The sequence below is a fragment of the Nonomuraea sp. NPDC003707 genome (assembly GCF_053587055.1).
The window spans coordinates 121456-135572 of sequence record NZ_JBSFNK010000024.1; the positions used below are offsets into that span (position 1 = coordinate 121456).

At 68.8% G+C, this 14117-nt stretch carries 14 protein-coding genes; 6 read left to right on the plus strand and 8 right to left on the minus strand.

Annotated features, from left to right (window positions below):
* The first annotated feature begins 10 nt into the window (after window positions 1-10).
* The 4 genes from ACWDRB_RS43955 to ACWDRB_RS43970 all read left to right on the plus strand — a co-directional run bounded on the left by ACWDRB_RS43955 (window position 11) and on the right by ACWDRB_RS43970 (window position 4579).
* On the plus strand, window positions 11-139 hold the full coding sequence (locus ACWDRB_RS43955; protein ID WP_449904409.1) for a hypothetical protein: 129 nt from the start codon (window positions 11-13) through the stop codon (window positions 137-139).
* A gap of 244 nt (window positions 140-383) precedes the next feature.
* Window positions 384-2192 carry an amino acid transporter gene (locus ACWDRB_RS43960; RefSeq protein WP_449904412.1) on the plus strand — a complete coding sequence of 603 codons (1809 nt, stop codon included), beginning with the start codon at window positions 384-386 and terminating at the stop codon, window positions 2190-2192.
* A 123-nt stretch (window positions 2193-2315) separates the two neighbouring features.
* Complete coding sequence (locus tag ACWDRB_RS43965; protein WP_449904414.1) at window positions 2316-4109, plus strand: APC family permease; 1794 nt, start codon at window positions 2316-2318, stop codon at window positions 4107-4109.
* On the plus strand, window positions 4106-4579 hold the full coding sequence (locus tag ACWDRB_RS43970) for a hypothetical protein (protein WP_449904417.1): 474 nt from the start codon (window positions 4106-4108) through the stop codon (window positions 4577-4579). The genes ACWDRB_RS43965 and ACWDRB_RS43970 overlap by 4 nt, the downstream gene beginning before the upstream one ends.
* Here the strand turns inward: ACWDRB_RS43970 and ACWDRB_RS43975 are convergent.
* Entirely contained in the window at window positions 4568-4915 is a 348-nt protein-coding gene (locus ACWDRB_RS43975; RefSeq protein ID WP_449904419.1) for a YbaB/EbfC family nucleoid-associated protein, read from the minus strand. The genes ACWDRB_RS43970 and ACWDRB_RS43975 overlap by 12 nt on opposite strands.
* Window positions 4916-5163: 248 nt before the next feature.
* On the minus strand, window positions 5164-5493 hold the full coding sequence (locus ACWDRB_RS43980; protein ID WP_449904423.1) for a hypothetical protein: 330 nt from the start codon (window positions 5491-5493) through the stop codon (window positions 5164-5166).
* 176 nt (window positions 5494-5669) lie between these two features.
* Here ACWDRB_RS43980 and ACWDRB_RS43985 point away from each other — a divergent pair, with 176 nt between their 5' ends.
* On the plus strand, window positions 5670-5930 hold the full coding sequence (locus ACWDRB_RS43985; protein ID WP_449904425.1) for an SAV_915 family protein: 261 nt from the start codon (window positions 5670-5672) through the stop codon (window positions 5928-5930).
* Window positions 5931-6277: 347 nt separating this feature from the next.
* Window positions 6278-7621 carry a diaminopimelate decarboxylase gene (lysA, locus tag ACWDRB_RS43990; RefSeq protein ID WP_449904428.1) on the plus strand — a complete coding sequence of 448 codons (1344 nt, stop codon included), beginning with the start codon at window positions 6278-6280 and terminating at the stop codon, window positions 7619-7621.
* A gap of 203 nt (window positions 7622-7824) precedes the next feature.
* Here the strand turns inward: lysA and ACWDRB_RS43995 are convergent, their stop codons facing one another.
* From ACWDRB_RS43995 to ACWDRB_RS44020, 6 genes are all read right to left on the minus strand, one after another.
* Window positions 7825-8331, minus strand: a complete 507-nt coding sequence (locus ACWDRB_RS43995; RefSeq protein ID WP_449904430.1) for a hypothetical protein — start codon at window positions 8329-8331, stop codon at window positions 7825-7827.
* A gap of 212 nt (window positions 8332-8543) precedes the next feature.
* Window positions 8544-10439, minus strand: a complete 1896-nt coding sequence (locus ACWDRB_RS44000) for a CocE/NonD family hydrolase (RefSeq protein WP_449904433.1) — start codon at window positions 10437-10439, stop codon at window positions 8544-8546.
* A 479-nt stretch (window positions 10440-10918) separates the two neighbouring features.
* Window positions 10919-12136: a cytochrome P450 gene (locus tag ACWDRB_RS44005; RefSeq protein WP_449904435.1), complete on the minus strand. Its 1218-nt coding sequence runs from the start codon at window positions 12134-12136 to the stop codon at window positions 10919-10921.
* A gap of 32 nt (window positions 12137-12168) precedes the next feature.
* A complete protein-coding gene (locus ACWDRB_RS44010) occupies window positions 12169-12930 on the minus strand; it encodes an ABC transporter permease (protein ID WP_350737161.1) in 762 nt (253 codons plus the stop codon).
* Between the two features lie 10 nt (window positions 12931-12940).
* A complete protein-coding gene (locus ACWDRB_RS44015; protein ID WP_350737158.1) occupies window positions 12941-13708 on the minus strand; it encodes an ABC transporter ATP-binding protein in 768 nt (255 codons plus the stop codon).
* Window positions 13708-14115 carry a DUF1048 domain-containing protein gene (locus tag ACWDRB_RS44020; RefSeq protein WP_449904438.1) on the minus strand — a complete coding sequence of 136 codons (408 nt, stop codon included), beginning with the start codon at window positions 14113-14115 and terminating at the stop codon, window positions 13708-13710. The genes ACWDRB_RS44015 and ACWDRB_RS44020 overlap by 1 nt, the downstream gene beginning before the upstream one ends.
* Between the last annotated feature and the right edge of the window lie 2 nt (window positions 14116-14117).

The window sequence follows — 14117 nt, forward strand, 5'->3', positions numbered from 1 at the left end:
TCAGCTGCTGATGTCCCAGGCTGTACCGGCGGCGCTCATGGCGATCGCCGGCCTGCTGTGCGGGCTCGGCCGCTGGATGGCCAGAAGGGCGGTCAGGGACTTCGATGGACGGTCGCGCGACTACGCCGGCAACGGTTGATCACTTCCATACATGTCTGATTAACAAGCCGACAGGCTTACGGATTTATACGTTTTCTTGACGCTATCTCCTCGTCAATCGCTCTTCCGCCCCATGTAGTGTCCAATGCGTCTTTACGGGGCTTTGACGAGGAGTGACCGTTATGGTGCTGGCGAAACGGCCGGCCGCTACGGAAGGGACTGCGCGTTCCTGGCTGTTGGAGGGTTTGCAGACCGACCGGAAGCAGATCGAGCACGGTCCTCATGTGAAGCACTCGTGGTGGCGGGTGATGTGCCTGACCGGTGTGGACTACTTCTCCACGCTGGGCTACCAGCCGGGCATCGCGGCGCTGGCGGCCGGGCTGCTCTCGCCGCTGGCCACGTTGTTCCTGGTGGCGCTCACGTTGCTGGGCGCGCTGCCGGTCTACCGCCGGGTCGCGGCGGAGAGCCCGTACGGGCAGGGCTCGATCGCGATGCTGGAGAAGCTGGCGCCGCAGTGGTGGGGCAAGCTGTTCGTGCTGGCGCTGCTCGGCTTCGCGGCCACCGACTTCGTGATCACGATGACGCTGTCGGCGGCGGACGCGACCGCCCACATCCTGGAGAACCCGTTCGTGCCCGACTTCCTGGCCGGGCAGCGGGTCATCGTCACGCTGGTGCTGCTCGCCCTGCTCGGCGGGGTGTTCCTGATGGGCTTCACCGAGGCGATCGGCATCGCCGTGGTGCTCGTCTTCGTCTACCTGGCCTTGAACGCGGTCGTGGTCGCGACGGCCATCGTGCACGTGCTGGAGGCGCCGCAGGTCGTGGTTGACTGGCAGCGCGCGCTGAGCCTGGACTTCTCCAGCCCGCTGGCCATGATCGGGCTGTCGCTGCTGGTGATGCCGAAGCTGGCGCTGGGCATGTCCGGCTTCGAGACCGGTGTCGCAGTGATGCCGGTGGTCAAGGGTGACATGGAGCAACGGGTGAAGGGCACCCGCAGGCTGCTGACCACCGCAGCGTTGATCATGAGCGTGTTCCTGGTCTTCTCCAGCTTCGTCACCACCGTGCTCATCCCGCACCAGGAGTTCGAGGAGGGCGGCAAGGCGAACGGCCGGGCGCTGGCCTACCTGGCGCACGAATATCTGGGTGACTGGTTCGGCACCGCTTATGACATCTCCACGATCGCGATCCTGTGGTTCGCCGGGGCCTCGGCGATGGCCGGGCTGATCAACCTGGTGCCGCGCTACCTTCCGCGCTATGGCATGGCGCCGGAGTGGACGGGCGCGATCCGGCCGCTGGTGCTGGTGTTCTCCGCGATCGGGTTCGGTATCACGATCATCTTCGACGCCGACGTGGACGCCCAGGGCGGCGCGTACGCCACCGGTGTGCTCGTGCTCATGCTGTCGGCGGCTGTGGCGGTGACGCTGTCGGCGTGGAAGAAGCGTCAGCAGGTGGCGACGGCCGGGTTCGCGATCATCACGGCCGTGCTGGGCTACACGCTGGTGGACAACGTCATCGAGCGGCCGGACGGCGTCAAGATCGCCTCGTTCTTCATCGCGGCGATCGTCATCACCTCGTTGATCTCCCGCGCCACCCGCTCCACCGAGCTGCGGGTCACCGAGGTACATCTGGATTCGCTGGCCGAGCAGTTCGTCAACGACGCGTGCGGCGAGATCCACGTGATCGCCAACGAGCCGAACGCGCGGGACCAGGCCGAGTACACGGACAAGCTGCGCGAGACGTGGGCCACTCATCGGCTGCGCAGCTCGGAGCCGGTGCTGTTCGTGGAGGTGTCGGTGCCGGACGCCTCGGAGTTCGAGACCGAACTGCACGTCAAGGGCGAGGAGCGGTACGGCCGCAAGATCCTGACCATCGAGAGCTCGGCCGTGCCCAACACGCTGGCGGCGCTACTGCTCTACCTGCGCGAACGGACCGGGGGAGTGCCGCACATCTACTTCCACTGGACCGAGGGCAACCCGGTCGTGTCGATGCTGCGGTACCTGGTCTTCGGCGGCGGGGACGTCCCGCCGCTGACCCGGGAGGTCCTGCGGCAGGCCGAGCCGGACCCGGAGCTCCGACCGCGCGTCCACGTCGGCTGACCAGCCTCGTAGGTTTTACGTAGGTATTGCGGCGTTTCGCATCTTAAATGCGTATATATGGACGCCCCTGGGAGTGCATCGGGACCAGCATGAGGACGAAACCCTCATTCAGGAGCATTCTCCATGTCCATCGTGAAATCGCCCGCTGCTGCCAAGGAGCCTGCCGATACCGGCGAACGGCATCGCCTGTCCGTCATCGGCGGTCTGGCCGCGCTGTCCCTGGACGCGATGGCGTCGGTGGCGTACGGGCCCGAGGCGATCGTGCTGGTGCTCGCCCTCGCGGGCGGCGCCGGGCTCGGCTTCACCATCCCGGTCACGCTGACCATCGCGGGCCTGCTGGCCGTGCTCACCCTCTCCTACCGGCAGGTCATCGCCGCCTTCCCCGACGGCGGCGGCGCCTACGGGGTGGCCAGGACGTACCTCGGCCGCCGGGCATCCCTGGTGGCGGGGGCCTCCCTGGTCATCGACTACGTGCTCAACGTCGCCGTCTCGGTCGCCGCCGGGGTGGCCGCGCTCACCTCGGCCTTCCCCGAGCTGCTGCCGTACACGGTGTGGTTGTGCCTGGCCGTGCTGGCTCTCGTTACGGCGGTCAACCTGCGCGGGATCGCGCACAGCGCCCGCGCGTTCATCGCCCCGACCGTGATCTACGTGGGTGCGATCCTGCTCGTCGTCGTGGCCGGGCTCATCCGCCGCGAACCCGCCGTGGACGTCTCCCACCAGGTGAGCGGCCTGCAGACGGTCGGGGTGCTGCTGTTGCTGAAGGCGTTCGCGAACGGCTGCGCCTCGCTGACCGGCGTGGAGGCCATCGCCAACGCCGTGCCGTCCTTCAGGAAGCCCCGCGTACGGCGGGCGCAGCGGGCCGAGGTCGCCTTGGGCGCCCTGCTGGCGGTCATGTTGCTGGGCATCGCCGCGCTGATCGAGAAGTTCGCCATCGCCCCGGCGGACGGGGTGACCGTGCTCGCCCAGGTCACGCGGGCCTCGCTCGGGGACGGGCCGCTGTTCTACGTGGTGCAGTTCGCCACGGTGGTGCTGCTGGCGCTGGCCGCGAACACCTCCTTCGGCGGCCTGCCGGTGCTGGCCGAGCTGCTGGCCCGCGACAACAACCTGCCGCACTTCTTCGCCCTGCGCGCCGACCGCCAGGTGCACCGCTACGGCATCGCGTTCCTGACCGTCACCAGCGCCCTGCTGCTGATCGTGGCGGGCGGCGAGATGAATCTGCTGGTGCCGCTGTTCGCGATCGGGGTGTTCGTCGGGTTCACGCTGTCGCAGGCCGGCATGGTCCGGCACTGGGTGGGCGAGCGGCCCGCCGGGTGGCGGTGGCGGGCCGGGCTGAACGGGTTCGGCGCGCTGCTGACCTTCGTGGCCGCGATCGTGGTGACGGGCTCGAAGTTCGGTGAGGGCGGCTGGTTGATCGTGGTGGCGCTGCCGCTGATGGTGGCCGGCATGGAGTGGGTCAACCGCTCGTACGCGCGGATCGGCGGGCGGCTGGAGCTGGGCAGGACGCCGTCGCCACCGCGGCCACGCCGTTCGCTGGTGGTGGTGCCGGTGCACGCGGTCACCCGGCTGACCCGCGACACCCTGTCGGCGGCGCTGTCGCTGGGGGACCGGGTGGTGGCCGTCAACGTCACCCACCCCGAGGACGAGCGGCAGGCGCGGGCGTTCGTCGACGACTGGGACCGCTGGGACCCGGGCGTGGAGCTGGTGCAGCTCTTCGACGCCCACCGGCGGCTCGACGAACCGCTGCTCACCTACCTGGCCCAGGTGCCCGAGCCGCACGTGTTCGTGCTCATCGCCGAGGTCGAGCCGGAGCACGCCTGGCAGCGGATGCTGCAGAACCAGCGCGGCGCGGTGCTGGCCAGGGCGCTGCGGCGGCGTACCGACGCGGTGGTGTGCCGGATGAGGTTCCGCGTCTCATGAGGCCCACGGGGGAGTGGGCGTGGGCGGGACGGGGCCATCGGGCGCATGGTGTGACGGCGCTGGTCGCGCTCCTGGCCGGCTGTCTCGCCGGGCTGCTGGCGGCCGGGTCGCTCGTACGCGAGATCGACGCCTACCGGGCCACGCACCGGCAGGTCGTCGCGCGGATCGTCGAGGAGCGGGCCATCGTGTCGCACGTGGTCTGGGACGGCGGGCGGCACAGCGGCTGGGCCCGCGGGCCGCTGGACCGGGTCTCGGACACGACCGCCCGGATCTGGCTGGACGCCCGAGGCCGCCTGGCGCCGCGGCCTCTCGGTGCGGTCGAGGTCGTCTTCGGCGCCTTCATCGCCGCCGTGCCCTCCGGGGCGTTGGGGTGGCTGGTCGTGGGGGCGCTGCTCCCGTGGTGGGCCGCTCGTCGGGCCGTCCTGCGGGTGGATCGGGAGTGGCGCGAGTACGGCTCGTCAGGGCCGTAGCGCCGGTTCGGTTGGGCTTGTCATGGTCGTAGCAGGGCCCGTACCCGGTCGATGGTCGCGGCGGCGTTCGGCCTCGGCGTGCTCCCTGGCCTGGTGGATCAGGCCGAGGATGGTCTCGGCCAGCCGCGCCGACTCCATGCGCATGGCGCGTGGGTCAAGCCGCAGGTCCGTGACGCCTGACGCGCTGCTGTACTCGACGCTCACCCAGCCGTCCCGCGACTCCGCGCGGGCCGTCGCGGCACTGTCCGGCAGGCGGCCCAGCCGGCCGAAGAAGCGGTCGGCGTCGGCCGCCAGCCGCTCGGGGTCCGGGCCGAGCTCCCGTTCGAAGTCCATCATCCCTCCCAGGGGAACGTGCAGGAGCCGTCGGCTGCCTGTTCCGGCACGTACCGGCCGGTCACCGTCTGGCTGCCCGTCGAGATGTCGTTGACCGCCTTGACGCCCGCCAGCTGGGGCAGGCCCTGCGGAGGGCTCGCCCATGGGCCCTTGCCCGGGACGCGGCCACCCGGCCGGTACGCCCAGTGCCGACAGCGTCAACGCCGCGCCCGTGCCCATCTCAAGGCTCCGCCGGGACAGGCCGGCGAGGTTCATCTCCATCTGATCGAACTCGCGTGCTCCGCATCCTGCCAGTTCGTGAGGGACGCGGTCATGCCGTCCTGAATCCGTACCGTGTCCTCGGCCTGGTGGCGCAGCTCCGCGATGGTGAACGCCTCGACCTCGTTGTACGCGAGCGCCAGCGAGTACGTGAATGACGTGAAGGAGTCCTCCGGCACGGTGAGCGAGACGAGACGCGGCAACGCGTTCTCGAGCGGCTTGGCGGCCTCGGGCAGGCGGGACCTGATCTCGCGGAGCCGGGCCCGCTCGATCTCCACCTCGTGCGGGTTGTCAGGAGTCCAGGGGCTGGGATTGGTCGGCATGGGTCGCTCGCCCCGCCCGCTCGAAACGCGGGCGTGCGCGTCCCCGAGCCAGTAAAGGCCGTCAATGTCGCGCCAGTATTTACGCGGTCAGCGTCAGAATTGCGTAGCGATCGCGGATTGCGGCCGACGCCGGCTCTAACGTCTTCTGCGTACGACAGTTCGCTGGAAGGAAGCAGATGTCAGAGCCCCGATTGTGCGTCCCGGTCACGGTGGGAACGTGCGCCTTGACCCTTCGGTTGTTCCGCACGGCCTCGGGCAAGCGGACAGCGGTCGCGTTCTCCTCGCCGCTGAAGCTGGCCAAGGTGCTCGGGCCCGACCAGCGGTGGGTGCTGCTCACCGCCCCGGCGCTGCGTGGCATGATCGCCGACCTGGACGTCATCGGCATCGTCATCGATCCTGCGGGCACGATGACCAGGCCCACGAAGCGGGTGGCCTGATGTGCCTCCTGCAGCAGGATCAGGCGGGGCAGGAGTCCGGCCCCGGATTCCAGCAGGTCGCGGACGCCGAGGGGGCGCCGGGTGCTTCCCCTCAGGCGGCGGGGGGAGACCGTCCCCTTTGCTGAAGCGTCGGGGACCGGCCGTCAGGAGCGGCCGGTGCCGGCGGTGTCGATCGCGGCGCCTGCCTGGTCCGCCGGCGTGACCGCGGCCAGTCGGGCCTGCAGGCAGCGCCGTCAAAACCGCGTCAGAGTTTTCGTGATATGCGTCCAGATTGCGTAGAAATTTACGGACTTATCCTGCGATGCCTTTAGCGTCCAAAATGAAGCATTTCTCGCAGGAGGAACCAGATGTCAGAGCCCCGATTGCTCGTCCCCGGCCCGCGTGAGCCCGCACACTTCGACGAAGCCGCGGAGCCCTGGTCGGCCACCACCGGTTTCCGGCCGGTCGCCGCCACCGGAGGCGTGCCGCTCATGGACATCGTCGAGCGCTTCGGCACCCCCGCGTACGTGGTGGACGAGGCCGACATGCGCCGGCGCTGCCGGGCCTTCCGCGCCGCCCTGCCGGACGCCGACATCCGGTACGCGGCCAAGGCGTTCCTGTGCCGGGCGATGGCCACCTGGATCCGGGAGGAGGGGCTCGGCCTGGACGTCTGCTCCGGCGGCGAGCTGGCCATCGCCCGATCCGTCGGCTTCCCCGCCGAGCGGATCGTCTTCCACGGCAACGCCAAGACCCCGCACGAGCTGGCCGAGGCGGTCCACTACGGGGTCGGTCGCATCGTCGTCGACAACCTCGCCGAGGTCGCCCGGCTCGCGATGCTGGTCCCGCACGGGCATCGGCAGAAGGTGTTGCTGCGGGTCATTCCGGACATCGAGGCGGGCGCCTGCGCGGCGATCCGCACCGGTGGCGAGGGCCAGAAGTTCGGCCTGTCCATAGCCTCCGGGGACGCCGCCGCAGCCGTCACCAGAGTGCTGCGCCAGCCGGAGCTGCGGCTGGCGGGCCTGCACTGCCACCTGGGCTCCCAGATCCACACGACTGAGCCGTACGAGCAGGCCGCCGGGGTCATGGTCGAGCAACTGGCCGCGATCCGCGACACGTACGGGATCGTGCTGCCCGAGCTGGACCTGGGCGGCGGCATGGGCATCGCCTACCTGGAGTCCGAGCACGGCCTGACCCCCGACGAGTACGCCACGACGGTCACCAAGGCCGTGGTGGAGCGCAGCGCGGCGCTGAACCTGCCCGTACCCCGGCTGACCGTCGAGCCGGGCCGGGCGATCAGCGGCCCGGCCGGGCTCACCCTCTACCGCGTCATCGCCGTCAAGCGCACCCTCACCCGCACCTTCGTGGCCGTCGACGGCGGGATGAGTGACAACCCCCGCCCGTCCCTGTACGGCGCGCGCTACACCGCCCGCCTGATCGGTCGCCGCTCCGCCATGGCCGCCCGCGAGGTCACCCTGGTCGGCCACCACTGTGAGGCGGGCGACGTCATAGCCGAAAGCGTGCCGCTGCCCTCGGACATCAGGCCCGGCGACGTCATCGCGGTCCCGGCCACGGGCGCCTACCACCACTCGATGGCCTCCACCTACAACCTCACCGGCCGCCCACCCGTCATCGCGGTCGCCGACGGCGCGGCGCGGGTGGTCGTGCGCCGGGAGGAGATCGACGACCTGCTGCGCCGGGACGTGGGACTGTGACGCGCATCCGGCCACGGCAGGGAGTCCGGAAAGGCGTCCGACCAGAGGGCCTCATGCTCCTGGCTCTCGTCGCGCTCCTCACACTGGTCCGGACAGGGGCCTGACGCCGCCTGCCATGCTTCCGGTCGGCAGGTCGGGGTGATGGGCTCGACTGCGTCGTGTTTCGGCGGACGATCTCAGTCCGGCCGTGGACGTCAGCTGATTCATAGTTGGGGTGGCTGCTCCGCGCCCGGTGTGGCTTGGGCGTCGTCTTCCTCCACCCGCACATAACCCGCGGAATGGACGGCCACACCCAAGATCGTGCCGACCAGGATCGCGATCCCGGCGATCGTCATGATGTGCCAGAAACCGGCAACCACCCCGACGAACCCGAGCCCGAGCGCCGCCTGCTGCGCCGCCAGCACGAGGACGGAACGCGTCATGCGCCGACGATAGGTTTCATGCCGGTTCAACATGATGAGAGCAGACAAGATCGGGATGGACAAGGAGAAAGTGATCACGCAGATCTGGGCGGACAGATCAAGAGAAGCGACTCCCGAGGTCAGGAACGGCTGCACCAAGACGACTCCGACAGCGATCAAGCCGCCGTACATCAGGTTGTTCTGCCGGAGGGCCTCCTCCTGCTGTCCCGCCGACCGTTTCTTCCACCATTCCGCTTGTGCGGCGGCTTGCCGCCTCCACCACGCTTCGTTTGCGATGTTCTCATCCATGGCGACCATTGTGCAGATGGTGCGAGCCTGCCTCCACCGGCCATTGCCCCAGTTTGATGACGAACCGGCCAGGTTGCGGGTTCGACAGCGGCTGGCGCGGCGTGGCTTGTCCCCGGCAGGCCTCCGGGTCGAGGCTCCTCGCCACGCGAATATTGCTGACAAAGGTGGGCGCATGCGCCGGCCGCGACCGCCCGCTCATGTCGATCTTGCTCCTACTCGATGGGTCTGCCGTAGACCACCGGCAGCGAGATCGAGGTGCCGGCCAGGTCGACGGTGACCTTGGCCCCGGTGCCGGGTTCGACGTCGGTGCCGGTTCCGGTGCCGCTCTCGTCGAGGTTGAAGTCGTCGTTGGCTCCGGTCAGGACCAGGCCCAGCCGGTGCCCGGCCTTGAACTCGTAGTCCTGCGGCAGCGTCTTCCAGGTGATCTGGTACGGCTTGCCCGGCGTGAGCGGTGTCGAGCGGCTGAGCGACTTGTGGTTCTGGGCGTCCAGGATTCCGCGGGTGACCACGTTGAAGCCGGAGGTCGCTGTGTTGTCGCCGCCCCTGAGGTAGCAGCCGTCGTCATCGGCCGTGCTTTCGCCGACGCAGTCTTCGCCGCCGATGAACTTGAGGCCCTCCGCAGCCGTCGCGGAGCGTTCGCGGTAGTTGATGCGGGTGTCCTGGCCGTAGTCGACGAGCAGGACGCCCAGGTTGGCGGTCGGCTTGTCCAGCTTGAGGCGCAGGCTCGCCGACGGCGTTCCGGACACCCTGATCGCGTTCTTCAGCGGAGGGGTCAGGTAGGCCAGCCGGTGGGGATTGGCGGTGGCGGGGTCGGCGGCCATCGCGATCTCGGTCTGGGCGATGTCGACGTAGCCGGCGGTGCCGGTCGAGGGCGTGCGGCCCAGGGAGCCGTCCTGCTGTGGCCGCAGGGTCGTCGTCCGCGCCGTGGGTGCGGGCCAGTCGGCCTGGGTGATCCAGCGGTCCGGGCCGAGCTGCACGTCGACGCGCGGACGGCGCAGGATGTCGTTGGAGACGCCCATCAGTTCGTGGTCGAACCACTGGTTGAGGGTGTTGAGCCACGCCTCGCGGCGGGCCCAGAACGGGTCGAGGTGCCCGTACTGCGTCACCCACGCCTTGCGCTGCACCGTGCGGGGCAGCTTGGTCCACCACTCGGAGAACTGGCTGCCCACCACGTTGCGGTCCTGCATGCCCATCACCGAGAAGACACTGGCGCGGACGTTGCGCACCTTGGAGATCGGGCCGGTCCGGTAGTTGCGTTCGTCCCAGTAGGCGTTGTAGTTCCCGGTCTCATCGTCGGATTCGGCGTCCATCCGCTGGCGCACCGCCTCGCACTTCTCCGCCGGATCCTTGTCGACCCGCTCGGACTGCCACCTCGCCCCGCCCTTGAACCAGGTGAGGGTGCCGTTGGCGTGCGAGTTCTCGTAGCCGCTGGTGTAGCCCGAGATGTTCACGATCGTCGCCAGCCCCTGCACGCCGGTGCCGGCGACGCCGACACCGAGCGCTCCCTCGTACGAGTGGCCGATCATCCCGGTACGGCCGGTGGTCCAGGTGGCTTTGACCGGATCGCCCTGGTCGTCGTAGGCGGTCGCCCGGCCGTTCAGCCAGTCGACGACCGCCTTGCCGCCGAGCACGTCGGAGGCGCCGTAGGAGGTGGGGCAGCCGTCGGACAATCTGGTGCCGATCATGTCGACGGACACGAACGCGTACCCGCGCGGCACGAAGTAGTTGTCGTAATACATCGGGAACTTCGTCACGTTCCCGTCCGCGTCGTATTTCTTCTTCTCGATCTCGAAGCCGACGCCAGGGTCGTCGTAATACGGGCTCTCCTGCATGATCACCGGAACCCTGAGTCCGGAACCGGACTCCTGCGGTCGGATGATGTCCACCCGGACCAGGTCCTTCTTGCCGTCGCCGTCACTGTCGACCTGCGACTGCACCCGGACGTGCTCACGGGTGGCGTCCTTGTAGGAGAAGACCGGCTGGGTGAGCCCACCGGAGAGTTTGATCTTCGGCTCCGCCGTCGCGGATGCGGCGGGAGCACCGGCGGCCACGAGCGGGATCGCGAGTGCGACTGCGGCGAGGAACCCTCGCCGTCGGGAGTTTGACATGTGCTTTCCTACTGCTGTCGGTGGGATCGGCGGCGGCCGACGAAGCGCGCGGAGGCGGCGGCGTAGTGCGCTGACGGGCAGCAGCGAGCTTGCCGTGATGAGAGTGCGACCGGCTTTGGCCTTGGTGCGGCGCGAGCGCATCGGGCAGAACGCCTTGCGGCTACGGGTTGCAGCCTGACGGCGCCGACGAGGGGATCTGGTGCCCGGTCGGGCAGGTCGCGGTGTAGATGGCGAATGCGTCGAGGGGTCGGACCTGCCGGGTACGGGTCCGGCACAGCGGTGCGGGTTTACTCAAGGCGCGATGCCCGGCGGCGGGTGTCGGCCAGGGGAACTGCGCAGGTCGACATCCCCGTCAAGCGGCGTCGAGGGCTGCGGTGATCTTGCGGATCATGTCGGCCCCGGTAGGTCCGGGTGGCTGCTTCGACGGCGACGATGACAGCGTTGCGGAACGCGGTGGCGTTCTCGCCATCGGCGGGCGATCACGCGTCCCAGGTGACCGGGAGGCTCTTGACGCCGTAGATGTCGGCGGTCTCCGGGCGCAGGGCGACCTCTTCGGCCGGTACGGCCAGGCGCAGGGTGGGGAAGCGGTTGAGCAGCGCGGGGAGCGCGACGCGCAGCTCGACGCGGGCCAGCTGCTGGCCCAGACACTGGTGGATGCCATGGCTGAAGGCCAGGTGCCCGCCGTCCTGCCGCCGGATGTCGAGTACGTGGGGGTCGGTGAAGCGCTCGGGGTCGCGGTTGGCGGTGGCGTACGACAGGATGACCGTCGAGCCGCTCTTGATGGTCTGGCCGCCCAGCTCGACGTCCTCCAGCGCGACCCTGGCGAACTGCTTGGCGACACTCAGATACCGCAGCAGCTCCTCCACGGCCGGTTCGGCGAGCGCGGGGTCGGTGCGCAGCGCCGCCAGCTGCCCGGGGTTCTGCAGCAGCGCGAAGGTGCCCAGGGCCAGCATGTTCGCGGTGGTGTCGAAGCCGGCCGACAGCAGGATCAGGGCCATGCCCTGCAACTCCTCATCGGTCAGGTCGCCGTCCATGAGTTCGCTGAGCACGTCGTCGGTGGGGTCGGCGCGCTTGGCGGCCACGAGCTGCGCGAGGTACTGCTGGGTGGCGGTGTAGGCGGCGATCAGTTCCTCGTCGCTGACCTCTCCGCCGAGGAACTTGTCGATGTTGTCCTGGAAGGAGCCTCGGTCCTCGTACGGCACGCCCAGCAGCTCGCAGATGATGATGGCGGGGATGGGCTTGGCGAAGGCGGTCACCAGGTCGGCCGACGGGCCGGCCTTCTCCATGGCGTCCAGGTGTTCGGCGGTGATCTGCTCGACGCGTTCCGTGAGCAGGCGCATCCGCCGGACCGTGAACTTGCCCACCAGCGGTTTGCGGTAGCGGCTGTGCTGCGGGTCGTCCATGAGGAGGAACTCGCCGGGCGGCGCCGGGGGGACCTCGATGTCGCCGTACTCGCTGTAGTCGATCAGCGGGTGGTGGCGCATGAGCTCCTTGCGCGAGCTGAACCGCGGGTCGGCCAGGACCGACCGCGCCAGGTCGTAGCCGGTGACCAGCCAGCCCTCGTGCCCGTCGGGGAAGGGGAAGCGGCTGATCGGGCCGTGCTCGCGCGCCTGGATCAGCTCCTTGGGCGGGTCGAAGGGGCAGCCGGGCTGACGCTCCGTCGGCATCGTGGGGAGGGTGTGGAGGGATTCAGTCATAACCGTTCCTTCGTTGCAATGAATGGGGGAAGTCAGGAGATCTTGCGGCGGTAGGCGTTCATGGCGAAGACGTACGCGACGGCGAGGATGCCGACACACCAGGCCAGGGCGACCCAGACGTCGGTGCCGACCGGCTGCTGGCTGAACAGGGCGCGGATGGCGTTGACGATGGAGGTCACCGGCTGGTGCTCGGCGAAGAAGCGCACCGGGCCGGGCATGGTGGCGGTGGGTACGAAGGCCGAGCTGAGGAACGGCAGGAAGATGAGCGGGTAGGAGAACGCGCTCGCGCCTTCCATGGTCTTCGCGGTCAAGCCGGGGATGATGGCGATCCACGTCAGCGCCAGGGTGAACAGGATCAGGATGCCGGCGACCGCGAGCCATGCCTGCACTCCCGCCGCCGAGCGGAAGCCCATGAGCAGGGCGACGAGCACGACGACCGCGAGCGAGATCAGATTGGCGACCAGCGAGGTCAGCACGTGCGCCCACAGCACGGACGAGCGCGCGGTCGGCATGGACTGGAATCGCTCGAAGATGCCGCTCTTCATGTCCATGAACAGCCGGAACGCGGTGTAGGCGACGCCCGAGGCGACCGTGATGAGCAGGATGCCGGGCAGTTGGTAGTTCACGTACGAGTCCGACCCGGTGTTGATCGCACCGCCGAACACGTACACGAACATCAGCATCATGGCGATCGGCATGACCGCGGTCGTGATGATGGTGTCCGGGCTGCGCGTGATGTGGCGCAGCGATCGTCCCAGCAGGACGGTGGTGTCGCCGAAGAAGTGCTTGGTCATCGTGGTTCCCTTAGGTGTTGTTGGCGGCGACGAGGGAGAGGAAGACGTCCTCGAGGGTCGGCTGCTTTTCGACGTATTCGACCTTGGCGGGCGGGAGCAGCTGCTTGAGCTCGGCCAGGGTGCCGTTGACGATGATCCGGCCCTCGTGCAGGATCGCGATCCGGTCGGCGAGTTGTTCGGCCTCGTCCAGGTACTGCGTGGTGAGCAGCACCGTCGTACCCCGGTGGGCGAGTTCCTTGACGGCCTGCCACACCTCGATGCGCGCCTGGGGGTCGAGCCCGGTGGTCGGCTCGTCGAGGAAGATGACCGGCGGGTTCCCGATGAGGCTCATCGCGATGTCGAGGCGGCGGCGCATGCCCCCCGAATACGTCGCCACCTTCCGCGCGCCGGCGTCGGTCAGCGAGAAACGGGCGAGCAGGTCATCGGCGACCTTGCCCGGGTTCTTGAGGTGCCGTAGCCGGGCGACCAGTACGAGGTTCTCCCGCCCGCTGAGGATCTCGTCGACGGCGGCGAACTGTCCGGTGAGGCTGATGGACTCCCGCACGTCGCCCGCCTGCGTGGCGACATCGAAGCCGTTCACGCTCGCCGTGCCCGCGTCGGCCTTGAGCAGCGTGGACAGGATTTTCACGGCGGTGGTCTTGCCTGCCCCGTTCGAGCCGAGCAGGGCGAAGATGCTGCCGGGCGCCACCTCGAAGTCCACGCCGCGCAGCACGTGTAGTTCCTTGTACGACTTCTCCAGACCTCGCACCTGGATCGCCTGGGCTTGCTGTTTCGTCATCAGCTGGTCCTGTCTTCTTTTCCGATGTCTTCGCCGGCGGCGCGCGCGATGGCGCTGGTGAGGCGGTTTCGCTCCCGGGCTCTCCACTGCCCGATGGGGTAGTTCTGTGCGAACGCCTCGACGAACTCCACGGGGTCCTCCCCGAAGATGTCGCGGATCGGGGTTCCGTCCGCCGCGCTCCGTTCGAACAGGTCGGCGAGGTCCTCGTACATCGCGATCGAGCCCTCCACCGGCCCGGTGTGGATCAGGTACCGATCCATCGCTTCGACTGCTGTGCGGTAGTTCTCGGGAAGCTGCTTGATGCGCGCCTTGTACTGCCGGTAGCGCCGCTTCTCCTCGAGCGACCCTGTGACCACCTCCAGGTACTGCAGGTAGCGGCTCTTCTGCTCGTTCGGCTCTGTGGCCATGT

Excerpts from the sequence above, each read along its gene's own strand:
- ACWDRB_RS43955 (WP_449904409.1), top strand. The coding sequence starts at position 11 with ATGTCCCAGGCTGTACCGGCGGCGCTCATGGCGATCGCCGGCCTGCTG.
- ACWDRB_RS43965 (WP_449904414.1), top strand. The coding sequence starts at position 2,316 with ATGTCCATCGTGAAATCGCCCGCTGCTGCCAAGGAGCCTGCCGATACC.
- ACWDRB_RS43970 (WP_449904417.1), top strand. The coding sequence starts at position 4,106 with ATGAGGCCCACGGGGGAGTGGGCGTGGGCGGGACGGGGCCATCGGGCG.
- ACWDRB_RS43975 (WP_449904419.1), bottom strand. The coding sequence starts at position 4,915 with ATGATGGACTTCGAACGGGAGCTCGGCCCGGACCCCGAGCGGCTGGCG.
- ACWDRB_RS43980 (WP_449904423.1), bottom strand. The coding sequence starts at position 5,493 with ATGCCGACCAATCCCAGCCCCTGGACTCCTGACAACCCGCACGAGGTG.
- ACWDRB_RS43985 (WP_449904425.1), top strand. The coding sequence starts at position 5,670 with ATGTCAGAGCCCCGATTGTGCGTCCCGGTCACGGTGGGAACGTGCGCC.
- lysA (WP_449904428.1), top strand. The coding sequence starts at position 6,278 with ATGTCAGAGCCCCGATTGCTCGTCCCCGGCCCGCGTGAGCCCGCACAC.
- ACWDRB_RS43995 (WP_449904430.1), bottom strand. The coding sequence starts at position 8,331 with ATGGATGAGAACATCGCAAACGAAGCGTGGTGGAGGCGGCAAGCCGCC.
- ACWDRB_RS44000 (WP_449904433.1), bottom strand. The coding sequence starts at position 10,439 with ATGTCAAACTCCCGACGGCGAGGGTTCCTCGCCGCAGTCGCACTCGCG.
- ACWDRB_RS44005 (WP_449904435.1), bottom strand. The coding sequence starts at position 12,136 with ATGACTGAATCCCTCCACACCCTCCCCACGATGCCGACGGAGCGTCAG.
- ACWDRB_RS44010 (WP_350737161.1), bottom strand. The coding sequence starts at position 12,930 with ATGACCAAGCACTTCTTCGGCGACACCACCGTCCTGCTGGGACGATCG.
- ACWDRB_RS44015 (WP_350737158.1), bottom strand. The coding sequence starts at position 13,708 with ATGACGAAACAGCAAGCCCAGGCGATCCAGGTGCGAGGTCTGGAGAAG.
- ACWDRB_RS44020 (WP_449904438.1), bottom strand. The coding sequence starts at position 14,115 with ATGGCCACAGAGCCGAACGAGCAGAAGAGCCGCTACCTGCAGTACCTG.